The 13,279-nt window shown below is 66.5% G+C and carries 13 protein-coding genes, 1 tRNA gene and 1 pseudogene; 5 read left to right on the top strand and 10 right to left on the bottom strand.

The window, feature by feature from the left end:
• The 3 genes from ACZ9GM_RS12135 to ACZ9GM_RS12125 form a co-directional block, all read right to left on the bottom strand.
• Positions 1-1,740 (bottom strand): PP2C family protein-serine/threonine phosphatase, encoded by a 1,740-nt coding sequence (locus tag ACZ9GM_RS12135; protein ID WP_476037988.1) that lies wholly within the window; start codon positions 1,738-1,740, stop codon positions 1-3.
• Entirely contained in the window at positions 1,737-2,231 is a 495-nt protein-coding gene (locus ACZ9GM_RS12130; RefSeq protein WP_291473291.1) for an FHA domain-containing protein FhaB/FipA, read from the bottom strand. The genes ACZ9GM_RS12135 and ACZ9GM_RS12130 overlap by 4 nt, the downstream gene beginning before the upstream one ends.
• Positions 2,232-2,361: 130 nt before the next feature.
• Complete coding sequence (locus tag ACZ9GM_RS12125) at positions 2,362-3,462, bottom strand: FhaA domain-containing protein (RefSeq protein WP_476037987.1); 1,101 nt, start codon at positions 3,460-3,462, stop codon at positions 2,362-2,364.
• Positions 3,463-3,750: 288 nt separating this feature from the next.
• Here ACZ9GM_RS12125 and ACZ9GM_RS12120 point away from each other — a divergent pair.
• The 4 genes and pseudogenes from ACZ9GM_RS12120 (at position 3,751) to ACZ9GM_RS12105 (ending at position 6,457) form a co-directional block, all read left to right on the top strand.
• Positions 3,751-3,833 (top strand) — tRNA-Leu (locus ACZ9GM_RS12120).
• Positions 3,834-4,063: 230 nt separating this feature from the next.
• A pseudogene (locus ACZ9GM_RS12115) lies at positions 4,064-4,787 on the top strand (IS6 family transposase).
• Entirely contained in the window at positions 4,736-5,899 is a 1,164-nt protein-coding gene (locus ACZ9GM_RS12110; protein WP_476037986.1) for an MFS transporter, read from the top strand. The pseudogene ACZ9GM_RS12115 and the gene ACZ9GM_RS12110 overlap by 52 nt, the downstream one beginning before the upstream one ends.
• Before the next feature lie 141 nt (positions 5,900-6,040).
• Positions 6,041-6,457: a winged helix-turn-helix transcriptional regulator gene (locus ACZ9GM_RS12105; protein WP_476037985.1), complete on the top strand. Its 417-nt coding sequence runs from the start codon at positions 6,041-6,043 to the stop codon at positions 6,455-6,457.
• A 35-nt stretch (positions 6,458-6,492) separates the two neighbouring features.
• Here ACZ9GM_RS12105 and ACZ9GM_RS12100 read toward each other — a convergent pair whose 3' ends face one another.
• The 7 genes from ACZ9GM_RS12100 to ACZ9GM_RS12070 are packed head-to-tail and all read right to left on the bottom strand — an operon-like array spanning position 6,493 to position 12,136.
• Positions 6,493-6,987: a MaoC/PaaZ C-terminal domain-containing protein gene (locus ACZ9GM_RS12100; RefSeq protein WP_476037984.1), complete on the bottom strand. Its 495-nt coding sequence runs from the start codon at positions 6,985-6,987 to the stop codon at positions 6,493-6,495.
• Complete coding sequence (locus tag ACZ9GM_RS12095) at positions 6,984-7,700, bottom strand: SDR family oxidoreductase (protein ID WP_476037983.1); 717 nt, start codon at positions 7,698-7,700, stop codon at positions 6,984-6,986. Before ACZ9GM_RS12095 ends, ACZ9GM_RS12100 begins: the two co-directional genes overlap by 4 nt.
• Before the next feature lie 3 nt (positions 7,701-7,703).
• A complete protein-coding gene (locus ACZ9GM_RS12090; RefSeq protein ID WP_476037982.1) occupies positions 7,704-8,825 on the bottom strand; it encodes an alkene reductase in 1,122 nt (373 codons plus the stop codon).
• 35 nt (positions 8,826-8,860) lie between these two features.
• Positions 8,861-9,676 carry a thioesterase family protein gene (locus ACZ9GM_RS12085; RefSeq protein ID WP_476037981.1) on the bottom strand — a complete coding sequence of 272 codons (816 nt, stop codon included), beginning with the start codon at positions 9,674-9,676 and terminating at the stop codon, positions 8,861-8,863.
• On the bottom strand, positions 9,673-10,182 hold the full coding sequence (locus tag ACZ9GM_RS12080) for a winged helix-turn-helix transcriptional regulator (RefSeq protein ID WP_476037980.1): 510 nt from the start codon (positions 10,180-10,182) through the stop codon (positions 9,673-9,675). The genes ACZ9GM_RS12085 and ACZ9GM_RS12080 overlap by 4 nt, the downstream gene beginning before the upstream one ends.
• Positions 10,183-10,224: 42 nt before the next feature.
• Positions 10,225-11,106: an alpha/beta fold hydrolase gene (locus ACZ9GM_RS12075; protein ID WP_476037979.1), complete on the bottom strand. Its 882-nt coding sequence runs from the start codon at positions 11,104-11,106 to the stop codon at positions 10,225-10,227.
• Positions 11,099-12,136, bottom strand: coding sequence for an NADP-dependent oxidoreductase (locus ACZ9GM_RS12070; protein WP_476037978.1), 1,038 nt, complete (start codon positions 12,134-12,136; stop codon positions 11,099-11,101). Before ACZ9GM_RS12070 ends, ACZ9GM_RS12075 begins: the two co-directional genes overlap by 8 nt.
• A 117-nt stretch (positions 12,137-12,253) precedes the next feature.
• On the opposite strand from ACZ9GM_RS12070, the gene ACZ9GM_RS12065 reads away from it, so the two are divergent.
• Positions 12,254-13,000, top strand: a complete 747-nt coding sequence (locus tag ACZ9GM_RS12065) for a nucleotide-binding domain-containing protein (protein WP_476037977.1) — start codon at positions 12,254-12,256, stop codon at positions 12,998-13,000.
• The last annotated feature ends 279 nt before the right edge of the window (positions 13,001-13,279 follow it).

Genomic DNA, 13,279 nt, shown 5'->3' with positions numbered 1-13,279 from the left:
TCAGTCCACCTCCCGGCAGGACACGCCCGGGGTCGTGAGATCCGAGGGGTCCCCGCCGCTGTCACGGTCGGAGTCCCGGGTCACGCAGATAGGCAGGGTCTGTGCCGACAGGCGGCGCAGCTGGTCCTGGACGGACTGGTAGGAGTCCCGCGGGAGCGTGTCGAGGGTACCGCGGGCAGCCGGGGTGAGGTCGGCGGTGGTGAACCGGTGGCAGGGATCGTCGGAACCGGCGGGCAGCAGCCGGATCTCGCTGTCCTCGCTGAGGCAGATCTCCTGGTAGGCGGAGTTCAGCGAGATACCGAGGAAACTGCCCGGAGCACCCTGGTAGATGAGGATCGGGGTGCCCTTCGCTGCTGCGGCGGCCTCCGGGTCGTCCGCGTCCAGGGTGGTCGAGGGGGACGCCGCGCCCGTCGACGGTGCCGCGGGTTCCGTGGTCGACGGGTCGGCGCTGGTGGGTGCGGCGGCCGTGGTGGGCGCCGTGGACGACGTGGTCGACGGAGTCGGCACATCGTCGGAGGATGCCACGGCGACGAAGTAGGAGTCGTCGAGGTTGCGCTTGGCGATCCAGCCACCGATACCGGCGATGACCACCAGGGCGACGACGACGGTCAGGGCGATGAGGATGCGGCGACGTCGCTTCGGGTGGCGCCGGCCGGAGGTACCGGCGTCACCGGCACGGTCGGGGTCCGCCTGATCCTCGGTGGACGCGCCGGGGGAACCGGCGTCACGACGGCGTCCGACGCGCCGGGAGAGGCGCATCGGCGGCATCGCGTTCTGGTCGGTGCCGGGCGCGGCGGACACGGCGTCCTTCCCCTGGTCGGCGGGCGGCGTCGGGGAGGAACTGTTGACCACGTTGACGGCCATGGCGCGTCCGGCGGCGGTGTCCGGGCGGGGAAGTTCAGTCTCGTCGGAGTTGATCGCACCGGCGAGTGCGGCGACGGTCGGCAGTGCGAGGGCGCCATCAGCGCCCGTGCCACCGGCGTCTGTGTCGGCGGTGTCGACGACATCGGCGACGACAACGGTGACGTTGTCGGGGCCACCGCCGCGCAGTGCCAGGTCGATGAGCTTCGTGGCGGCCTCGTCGGGCGTGCCGGTGGCCAGGACCTCGCGGATGGTATCCGCGCTGACCGGGTCGGACAGGCCGTCGGAGCAGAGCATGAACCGGTCGCCGGCGTGGACCTCGAGCAGTTGCAGGGTCGGTTCGACGGGGCGTCCGGTGAGGGCCTTGAGGATCAGTGAGCGCTGCGGATGGCTGGAGACGTCCGCCGGGTCGAGCTTGCCCTCGTCGACGAGGGACTGGACGTAGGTGTCGTCCTTGGTGATCTGGGTGAGGACGTCGTCGCGCAGCAGGTAGCCGCGGGAGTCGCCGACGTGGCAGACGCCCATCCGGCCGTCGAAGAAGAGCAGGGAGCTCAGGGTGCAGCCCATGCCGTCGAGGGTCGGGTTCTCGTCGACGTGCGCGGCGATGGCGCGGTTTCCGTTGTCCATCGCCTCGACGAGCATGCCGGGCAGCCGGTCGACGGTGATGTCCCGGGCAGCATCGCCGAGGAACTGGGCGTTGAGCGGCAGCAGGGCCTCGATCATCAGCTGCGAGGCGACTTCACCGGCGGCGTGGCCGCCCATGCCGTCGGCCAGGGCGAGCAGGTTGGACGCCGCGACGGCGGAGTCCTCGTTGTTGCCGCGCACCAGACCACGGTCGGAGTGGGCGGCGAAATTGAGGGCGAGTGTCTCCGACGTCATGCGTCCATCCTCACTGTGGTCTGGCCGATGCGGAACTCACTGCCTGCACGCAGGGGTTCCGGCTGGTCGATGCGCTGGCCGGCCAGGAATGTGCCGTTGCGCGAGTCGAGATCCTCGAGGTACCAGTCCGGGCCACGGCGGATCAGCCGGGCGTGGGTGCCGGAGGCGAAGTCGTCCTCGAGGACGAGGGTGCAGCCCGATGACCTGCCCACGGTGACCTCGTCGTATCCGGCGAGGGCCAGGGTCGTGCCGGTCAGTGGTCCCGTCGTCAGTGCGAGGGACTGAGGCCCGACGCTGCGTGAGAATCCCCGACCGCGGTGCTGGGCGGGGGCGGACGCAGCGTAGGCGGCCTTGCCGCCACCGACGGGGACGGCACCGGCGGTGGCGGCGCGTCCGACGTCGCGGTTCATCGCGCGGACGGCGACCCAGATGAACAGCCAGAGCACGACCAGCAGGCCGATCTTGACGACCAGGACCAGGGTGGACTGCATAGGGGCAACTCCTCACGGATGTCACGGACGGTGGGCAGGGGGTACAGCTGTGCCCACTTTACGGCAGGTACCTGTGTTTGGAGGGGTCGTGACGGATGCTCCGGGGTCGGGCGGGGTACGGATGTGTCCGTCAGCTGAAGCGCACCTCGATGCTGCTGTGACCCAGGGAGATGACGTCGCCGTCGGCGAGTAGCCAGTTCTCCACCGGGATGTCGTTGACGGTGGTGCCGTTGGTGGACCGCAGGTCGGTGTAGACGGCGTCGAAACCGTCCCAGGTGATGTCCCCGTGGCGGCGGGAGACGCCGGTGTCCGGGAGGCGGAAGTCGACCTGGTTGCCGCGGCCGATGGTGTTGCTGCCCTGGTTGAGGACGTAGGTGCGGTCGGAGCCGTCCTGGAGGTAGAGGGTGACGGTGCGCTGCGGGGTGCCCTCACCGGCACCGGTGGCCCCGTCGGCACCGTGGACCGCTTCGCCCGACGGACCGGGGACGACCTCGGTCTCGGGTGCGGGTTCGGGGCGTCGTTCCGGTTCGGACGCAGGTTCCGACTGTGCTTCCGGATGCTGTTCGGGGCGTGATTCCGGCGGGTTCTCCGGTGCGGACGTCGGCTGTCCCCAGGCGGACGCCGAGGACGCCCGGCCCTGCGGGTGGGCGAGACCGGCGAGGGAGCCGGCCGCTGCGGCACCGGCGGCGGCCGCGCCGGCATCGCCGTCGGCATTGTAGGGGCGGGCGACGGGGGAGCGGCCGGAGTCCGGCTCGGAGCTGGGCCACTCGGGGGCGTCGGTGGACGTGCCGGGGGAAGCAGCAGACGAGGACGCGGCACCCTTCTTCTCCTCGGCGGCCGCACGCTGGTGGGCGGCGGTGAAGCTCGACCGGCACTTCAGCTGGCCGGTGTGCATACCGTCGTCGCGGACGAGGTCCACGGTCAGCGGGGCGGAGGTGGTCCAGCCCTCGTTGCGGATGAAGCGGTTGATGCGGTCGCGGAGCTCGTGGTCCAAGTCGGGGCGCTGCGAGATGAGATTGTCATGGTCGCGGGCGGCGAGATGCACCTCATAGGTGGACGGTGCGTGGAGGGCACCGGAGCTGTCCTCCATCAGTGCGTCCTCCACCTCCTGCTTGAGCAGCTCGTCAATCTCGGCAGGGACGACCTCGCCACCGAAAACGCGCGCAAAGCCGTTGTCCAGGCCACGCTGGAGCGAGCTGTCGAGCTTGCGGAATCGTCCGAAGAGATCCATGAACCGGGGTCCTGCCTTCCTTGTGCTGTGCCTCCCAGGTCGCGGGATGATGTCCGGGTTGATCAAGGGGTACCCGGGGACGCTGACACGCTGAAGTTCGAGTCGGGTGAACAGTGAGCGCCCATTATAGGGATCCGTCGGACGCGATGGGAGTCGAGTTGGCCGGGATCGCGCTCGGCGATCGGGAAAACAGTATATGAGCTGCGCCTTTGTGTGATCGTGGCGCCGGTGCTAACCTTACAACCCGTTGCAGAAGCAACCCACGTTGATCATCTTGATCGATGCCACGGGCGAGTGGCGGAATGGCAGACGCGCTGGCTTCAGGTGCCAGTGTCCTTAGGGACGTGGGGGTTCAAGTCCCCCTTCGCCCACAGTGAGCGGTTCACGAACTGAACCGACCGGAGGTCACAAACTCGAAAGGGTTTGTGACCTCCGGTTTTTCGTTGTCCGAGTGTCACGCCCTTCGAGATTAGCAGTTGGGGGAGTTGCACGGCGAAGTCCCGGCGACAGCCTGAGAGGCTGAAACCCCCGAGGGTTTTCGGGCGGGGTCGGTCACGGGTGCTGTTGCAAAGTTAGGGGTGGCACGTGAGGATCAGTTCTCATGAGCATCTTCTCCGGTCGCCACTACCCGAAAGACGTCATCCTGTGGGCTGTGCGGTGGTACTGCCGCTACGGGGTGTCCTACCGGGATCTCGAGGAGATGCTGACCGAACGTGGAGTGCCGGTGGATCACACCACGATCTACCGGTGGGTGCAGAAGTATGGCCCGGAACTGGATAAACGTACCCGCTGGTACCGTCAAACCTCACCGTTGGTGTCGGATTCCTGGCGAGTCGATGAGACCTACATCCGGGTCGGCGGTAGATGGTGCTACCTCTACCGGGCGGTGACCAAGCACGGCCGGACCCTCGACTTCTACATGTCCACCCGCCGCAACACGCAAGCGGCAACGAGGTTTCTGGGAAAAGCGATTCGCGGTACTGGTCACCGCGTTCCTGATGGTGGTCCCCGAGTGATCTGCACCGACAAAGCACCGGCCTACGCCGCGGCGATAGCGACGCTGATCAAGGACAGGAAGCTGTCGAAGACAGTGGAACACCGTCAGGTGAAGTACCTTGGGCAACGTGATTGAGGGGGATCACGGCAGGTTGAAGCGGATCCTGGGTCCCAAAGGCGGTGGCTTCAAGAACCCGGTGTCTGCCTACCGGACGCTACAGGGTATGGAGGCGATGCACGCGCTGCGCAAAGGACAGGGCAGCGTCTTCGCCTTCGGATGCCCGAACCCGGATGCGGTGATCGTGAGCAAGGCCTTCGCCGGCGCCTGAGATACCAGGGCCACGGGTTGAGGACCCGTGTCCTGATCAGCTTCCGGCCACCGCCGCCCCCAGATTGCAACAGCACCGCCTACCAGCTGGCGCTCATCGTCGTGCTTCCCTTGTTCGGGAACCTGTCCGATCTGTTCGGTCGACGTCGTATCATGATCGCCGGTGTCACCCTCATCAGTGCGTCCGCAATCGTGTTCGCTTTCGCCCCGCACGTCGGTTTCCTTTACGTCGGACGGGTTCTCCAGGGGGCGGGTGCCGGCCTGGCGATGGGATCCGCCACGGCCTCTCTCATCGAAAACAACACCAGCAGAAGTCCCCGGTACGCCAGTGCCGTGGCCACCATCGCAACCTCCACCGGGTTGACGCTCGCGCTGCTCGCCGGCGGCGTCTTCGCTGAGTTTCTGCCCCAGCCCCTGGTGTGGAGCTACATCGTCCTCCTCGTCCTCGCCCTGGGCTCGGTCACTGCTCTGCTCCTCTCGCCGGATGACCGACCCGAACAGCGGAAGCGGTGGCGTCCGCAACCGCCGATCGTGCCCGCTGGGATCCGCATCGGGTTCGTCACGGCGACCCTCTCCGTCGCGCTCGCATACTGTGTCGGTGCGATTGTTCTGTCCCTCGGCGCCCATATGATCGACCAGATCACTGACACCACCAATAGCGCCTTCGTCGGCCTTCTCCTGGCGGTTTCATCCGCGTTCATTGGAATCACGGGACTCTTCCTCGCTCGCATCGGTGCTCGAACGCTCATCTGGACAGGCGCCGGTCTCACCGTTGTGAGCCTGGCACTGATGGCAGCTGCCAGCAGCTTGCAGTCCCTGCCGATTATCGTGGCCTGGTGCGTCATCGGCGGCATCGCCTACTCACTGGCGTTCAGTGGTGGCCTCGGATTGATTAACCGTATCGCCCCGGAACGTCACCGGGGAGCCACCCTCTCCCTGCTCTACCTCGTCGCGTACGTCCTCCAGGCCGCCACCGCCGTCGGAATCGGAGCCGTGACAACCGCGACCTCGATCGGCGTCGCCGCACTCGTCGCGGCCGCGGCTCTCGGCGTTCTCTGCTTTATCGTCTTGGCCCTGCTACTCGCCAGCCGGAGTGCCCGCCCCACGAGATGAGTTCCACTTTGTGGCCACCGTCGTATCAGGCAGGCTGGAGGCGTCAGCCCGGAGCACATCGACTGCAGAGTGGTTGCATTCGGTAATTACTCGATCAGGGGTATGATGACCTGCGTCAGATTCAAGCCATCTGGAGATGTGATGATTCACGAACCCCGGTCATCGTGCCCGATCAACCGCTGTCTCGAGGCTCTCGGGGACCAGTGGAGTCTACTGATCCTGCGGGACATCGCTCTCCACGACCGACGTTCATTTCGCGAGATCCTGAGCGGTAATGCCGAGCACATCAGTGCCCCCGTACTGTCCCGTCGGCTCACCGATCTCACGACGTCAGGGTTCCTGACCAAGGTGAACGCCCCCCGTGGGAAACAGGGGAAGTACTCACTGACCGATCTCGGTCTTGCCACCGTCCCCCTGCTGGTGGAGCTCAGCCGACTCGGCGGGCTCATCGACCCCACCACGCAGGATGCGGACGGGCTGCCGGTGATGGATGACTCGGAGATCGAGGAGCGCACGGAAGCGCTACGCGCACGACATCTCGGGTCAGCAGGAGAATAGGTGTCGTAGGCCTCGCCACATCGCGCGTTTCCGACTCATCCATTCACCGGCATGGAATTCTCTCCCCCCGGACGCCGCCAGGCGAGCAGGTTCATCGTGCCGCTCTGGCGCACCTGCCCGTCCTGGTTGAGGGTGCGGGACCCGACGGACAGGATCGCCTGGTCCGGGCGGGAGTTTGACCAGCGGAAGTCCTTGATGGTCATCTCGACATGCAGCTCGTCCCCGGCGACCGTGGCGCTGGGCCAGGTGAACTCGCCGCCGGCACCGACAATCCCGGTGGCGACCGGGAACGCCTCCACCGACAACCGCATCGATACTGCTGAGGTATGCCAGCCGCTGGCCACCAGGCCGTTGAAGAAGGTGCCGACAGCGGCGTCCTCGTCGAGGTGGTAAGGCTGCGGATCGTAGTGCTCTGCGAAGTCCAGCATCTCAGACTCCTCCATGCGGTAGGTACCGCTGGTGAAGGTCTGTCCGATGCTGAGATCGTCGGCCCAGAATCCGTCTGCCCTGACTGGCTTCGGTGCGGTCATGGGTGTGCCTCCTGTGCAACCTGCGGGTGAAGTACGTCCACGGGTTGGTTGAGCACACTCCTGACCTGCACGGTCTGTTCATCAGCCAGCACCTCGTAACCACCGGCCTCGGTCGTGTCGAACACCGCCCGGACGAGATCTTCCGGAGCGATCTTCGACGGTGCATCGGCTGCAGCCATCGCAGTGTCGACGTAGGCCATGTAGACGCCGACGACCTGCACATCTGACGGGGCGAGCTCGAGGCGAAGGGCATTTGTCGCGGACGCCAGCGCCGCCTTCGACACGCTGTAGATCCCGGCGACCGGGTACCAGGCGAGCACGGAGTGCAGATCAATGAGAGCTGCGCTGTCGGCGGCGGTCAGCGCCGGGGCGAAGGCCCGGGCGACCTGGAGGGGGCCGAAGAAGTTCGTCTCCATCACCGACCGGAGTTCGTCGTCCCCGATGTCCAGGAGGCTGCCGGTGGACGGTGCCACCCCGGCGTTGTTGACCACGACAGTGACATCGGGGGCGGCCTCGGCTGCCGCCTGCACTGAATCCGGGTCGGTGACATCGAGGGTGAGCGGCACCACGCGGTCGTCTTCCCAGGCCCGGGGATGCCGCGCGGTGGCGTACACCTTTGCCGCGCCCCGGGCGAGCGCCTCGGCGACGAAGTGTTCGCCGATGCCGCGGTTTGCTCCGGTGACGAGGACGACGGCATTGTTGAGTGAGGTCATGGATCAGTTCTCCTGTCCGACGGTGGCTTCCGCCAGGGTCGGGTAGTCGGTGTAGCCGGCGGCACCGCCGCCGTAGATGGTGGTGGGGTTGATCTCGTTGAAGGGGGCGCCGGTGCGGATCCGCTCGACGACGTCCGGGTTCGCCAGTGCGAACCGTCCCAGCGGGGCGATGTCCGCCAGTCCGGCATTGATGTCGGCGGCGATGTGGTCGCGGTCGCGCCCGTACCGGACGACGGCCACCGCGGTAGGCCAGATCTCACGGAGCTCGCTCAGCAGAGCGTCATCCCCGAGGTGGTGGACATGCAGATAAGCGAGGTTCAGCGGGGCGAGCTCGCTGACCAGGTGGCGGTACTGGGCGTGCACCGCCGTGGCGTCCCCCTCGTCGAGACCGCCGAGCGGGAAGGCGGGCGAGATGCGGATACCGGTGCGGTCAGCCCCGATCTCGTCGACGACCGCGCGGGCGATCTCGACCGTCAGGCGTGCCCGGTTCTCCGCTGATCCGCCGTAGTTGTCGGTGCGGGTGTTCGCGTTCGGGGCGAGGAACTGGTGGAGCAGGTAGCCGTTGGCGGCGTGGATCTCCACGGCGTCCGCTCCGGCGGCGACCGCGGAGGCGGCGGCATGCCGGAACTCATCGACGACACCGGCGATCTCGTCGGTCTCCAGGGCACGGGGCACCGGAGTCTTCTGCACCCCGGTGGGGGTGTGCATGTCCTCGTCGGCGGAGATCGCCGAGGGGGCCACCGGGGTCCGGTGGTGCGGGGTGTTGTCGGGGTGGCCCATCCGGCCGGCGTGCATGAGCTGGATGACGAGGTGACCGCCACCGGCATGGACGGCGTCGGCGACCTCGCGCCAGCCGGCGGTATGGTCCTCGGTGTATGCCCCCGGAGTGTCCATGTAGCCCTGCCCGTCGGCGGAGGGCTGCGTCCCTTCGGTGATGATCATCCCGAGGGAGGCCCGCTGACCGTAGTAGGTGGCGGCGAGGTCACCGGGTGTGCCGTCCGCGTGGGCGCGGTTACGGGTCATCGGTGCCATCGCGAGCCGGTGGTTCAGGTGCATACGGCCGACGGTCAGCGGCGTCCAGAGAGCGTCGGTGGAGACGGTCGGGCCGGATGGGGAACTGGTCATGAGTGCTGTCCTTGTCTACTGGGTCTACTGGAGGTTCACGGGAGGCGGACGCCGGCGAGCTGGTGGGCCTGAGCGACCACGGTGCCCGTACTGTCCCGGACCGTGCAGGTCTCGTCCCCTAGTCCGCCCTGGATGAGCGTGGCGTCCATGACGAACTGCAGCGGTCCGGGGGCAGGGGCGGCACGGACATAGGTGGCCATGGTGAGTGTCGGCACCCACCCGGAGAAGGCGACGTCATAGGTCGCCGGCGGCATCGTGTCCACCGCGAACAGCAGGGACACCGGGTCGAAGTCTTCACCGTCGGGCAGGCTGACCCAGCCGCGGAGCTCGCCGACCCCCTGCGGCCGACCGTCGTAGAACTCCAGCGACTGCGGTTCCATCCGTAGCTGGATCTGGTGCATGAGGGTCGCCGGGATTCTGTCGGGGTCCGGGGCGTGCGGGACGCAGTCCTCGTAGGGGACGCCGGCAGGCTGCAGCCGCGCCGACGTCCAGGACGGGGCGCTCGAGGGGGCGGAAAGATGACCGAGAAGGAACAGGGCCTCCACTTTGGGTTCGCCATCCTGCGACAGGGTCGCACGGACATGTGTCGTGGATTTTCCTGCACGCAAGACGACCGTGTCGATGTCTGCGGCACCGGCTCCCGGGGCGGCGAGATAGTGGCTGCTGGCGGAGAGGACGTGCTCACGCCCGGTGGCATCCAGTGCTGCCCTGGCCATCGTGGCCTGGAGATAGCCGCCGTTCGGGTTGCCGGCGAAACCCCACAGCGGGTCGAGGTCTGCACGGTGACGGTGCGGGCCGGTACGGGTCACCGCAGACACATCGGCGAAGGTACGGACGTTCGGAGTTGTCATTCGTAGGACTCCTCACCGGTACCGCGCAGCCGCAGTTCAACGTCTTCGGGCGCCAGCAGGTGCCCGGCACGGCAGCGCACCTCCACCTCGACAGGTTCACCGCACTCTGCGTGGACAGATTCCACGCGGGTCGGCCGCTCGCCGTGCTTACTGCCCCAGACGAACAGGCCCATGATGACCGGCATCAGGTCGCTGCCTGCCTCGGTGAGGACGTACTCCTGCCGGACGCGGTCCCCCTCTTCCTGATACGGACGGCGCTCCAGCAGCCTGGCTCCGGTCAGAGCCTTCAGGTTCGACGATGCAGTGGCCGACGACATTCCGACCCGGTCGATGAAATCCTCGAACCGGGTCGTGCCGTAGAAAGCTTCGCGCAGGATCAGCATCGCAGTGCGGGATCCGACGACCTTCATCGTCTGTTCGATCGGGCAGCGTTCTCTCGTGGTCCATGCCGACCGGTCAGCGAGGCGTGACTCCAGGACCATCGTCCCATTGTTCTCTGACTTCATGAAACTGAACTTAGCCACTTTTCTGACTTCAGTCAAGTGATGTCAGCGTGTCGAGCTCCCGTTGTCGAGATGTCCAAGGACGGCGGCGGCGAAGTCGTCCACGTACTGGAACACCCCACCGTGTCCGGCATCCGGGTAGATGACCAGCGTGCTGTCGGGGATGCGGACCTGCATGTCGGCCGACAGTGAGGAGGGGACCATACGGTCCTGGTCGCCGTTGGCGATCAGTGTCGGCGCGGTGATGCGGGAGAGGTCCTGGGGTGCAGCTCTTCCCCAGACCCGGATGGCGGCGATCTGCCGGCGGAAGGCCGTCAAGCTGATGGGCTCGTCCCGGTCCATGACCCGTGCCTTCAGACGGTCGAGGTACTCCTTCGCCGCCGCCTTACCGGTGGGGGTCCGGGGGAAGAAGAGGAATTCCTTGGCATCCGTCCGGGCCAGTACGGCACGCAGCATGTCCAGGTAGATGTATGTCCCACCGGTCCGACGGTCGATGCCCTCCCCGCCCGCCGGGCCCGTTCCCGACAGGATGAGACGGCGCACCAGCCGGGGGTCATCCAGTGCGACCTGCTGGGCGATGAACCCGCCGAGGGAGAACCCGAGAAGGTCGATGTTCCTGAGGCCGAGGGCGGCCACGAATCCCTCGGCGGCTTCGGCCATTTCCGCGACAGATCCGGGGACTGTGCCGGTGGATCCACCTACCCCGGGCAGATCCACGGCAATGACGCGACGGTCCCGGGCCAGGACGTCGATGAACAGTGGATCCCACTCGTCCAGCGTGGCGCCGAGGTGGGTGAGCAGAATCAGCGGTACACCCTGGGAGGGACCGAGGTCACGGTAGACGAGAGTGTCCGCACCGACCGTTATCCGGAGGTTCGGTGCGGTGACCCAGGTGGTCGGGCGCGGTCGGATGTCGGTCTCAGGCATGGTCGGTCACCTCGTCCGGGTCGGTCGTGACCAGGACTTTTCCGCGCAGACCACCGGCGATCACCTGCTCGAGGGCCTCCACGGTCTGCTCGAAGGGAAGCACCCGGCCGATGACCGGCCGCACGGCACCTTCGTCGACGATCCTGGAGAAGTTCCGGAGTGCGGTGCCGTCCGGACCGATGAACAGGAACCTGTAGGTGACCCCGTGCTTCCGGGCCTGACGACGTACGCCGGAACTCAGGGCCCGGATCGCGAGACCGACCACCGGGTTGACACCCACGCGACGGGCGAACTCCGGATCCGGCGGGCCGGTGATGCCGATGACGGTCCCTCCGGGGCGCACCACGCCGAGGGAGTTCTTCAGGGTGTCGCCGCCCTGGGTATCGAGTACGACGTCCACGGTGGTGCCCGCCAGCGCCTGTGCCAGATCTTCGCGCCGGTAGTCGATCACGATGTCCGCGCCCAGGTCGCGTGCGGCGTCGATGTTGGCGGTGGAGACTGTGGTGGCCACTGTGCAGCCCAGGGACTTGGCGAACTGGACGGCCACCGAGCCGACACCGCCGGTACCGCCGTGGATCAGTACGGTCTGCCCCTCAGTGACCTTCGCCATGTCCACCAGTGCCTGCCAGACCGTGCGCGCGACGACCGGTAATCCCGCCGCCTCGACAAGACTCACCGACGTGGGTGCCGGGGCCACTGCCGCAGCATCGACAGCGATGTACTCGGAGAAGGTGCCGGTCTTGGCGAGGTCGACGTAGCCGTATACACGGTCTCCCACGTCGATATCCGTGACATCGGTGCCGCACTCCACGACCTCTCCGGAGAACTCGCCGCCCATCACCTTGGGCAGGTGGAACGGGAAGATGGCCTTGAACTCGCCGGACCGGACCCGTTCATCGGCCGAGTTGACGCCGGCCGCAACCATCCGCACCAGAACCTCGTTGTCGGCCGGGACCGGTACGGGCATGTCGATTGATCTCAGGGGAGAGCCGTAGTCCTCCAGGATGAAAGCCTTCACAAGGTTCCTCACGTGATAAAGTAGTAACAGAATGTAACCACCGCGATCATAGGACGGCCTGATTGCATTCTGCAACCACCTGACACGGGGTAGGGGCTCCCGGCGGCCTTGACCATGCGATGCTGGACGGTGAGTGGAAGCCTTCGCATTCTCACCTGCGGCATTGTCTCCACGGCCGGGGTACAGGCGTTCTTCTTCGTTGCACTGGGGCACCTCAGCGTCGCCGTCACTATCCTGCTGGAGATGATGGGAGCGCCGTTGCTCATCGTGTTCTGGCGCTGGGCGTGCACAAAGCAGCTCCCGAACCTGACTACTGGCATCGGAGTGATCGTCTCCCGGCTGGGCGTCTTGCTCGTCCTCGATTTCCGCAACGCGTCATTGAGCTGGACTGGCATCCTCATGGCGATGGCAGCCGCGGCATGTTTCGCCTCGTACCTCCTCGTCTCCGCCATTCAGAGAATTCGGCTTCCTTCGATCGCGTTCACCGGACTCGGCATGGGCATCGGAGCTATCGGCACACTGATCGCCAACCTCGCCCACTTCATGCTTGCACGGTTCGTTGCCTCCCACATCGACGCAACCGCCCTGATGGATGGGTGGCGCAAGCAGGACTTGCGTCGGCTCCCCTGGTTGGCCCGCAACTGTCAGCTCGACTTCAAGGTCACGACCGATGTGCAGGAACCGTACGACGTGTTTTGGAAGGTCCGGAACGTGGGCGTAGCCGAGCATCGCCTGCGTGGCGAGATCACGCGCGACCCCGGCCGTCGGACCAAGCGGGAGAACACCCTCTACCTGGGTCGTCAATACGTCGAGGCCTACATTGTCAAGGATGGACAGGTGCGTGCCATGGACCACCACGACGTGCCTATCGAGTAGCTGCGGCCCCTCAGCGGCCCCCGGCACACACGCCCATGGCCCTGCGCCCATGAGCGGCGCCCGGCAATCATTGCCACACTCGTACAGTTAGTCGTACTCGACTTCGTCGGCAAAGATGACCTCGGTGTGGAACGACGGGTGGCGCCCGGAACAGTACGGCGACTATCTCGAAGCAGTGGAAGAACTGCGGGAGCGGTGGTGCCCGCAGACACCGGTAGATGTAGTGAAGTACCAGTTGTTCGTCACCGGTGGCCGTGGTAGCTGAGCGGCGGGTAGCTT

The sequence above is a fragment of the Corynebacterium sp. UD i78 genome (assembly GCF_056280545.1).
The sequence above is the reverse complement of the archived record's forward strand: the minus strand, read 5'-3'. Positions and strand labels throughout refer to the sequence as shown.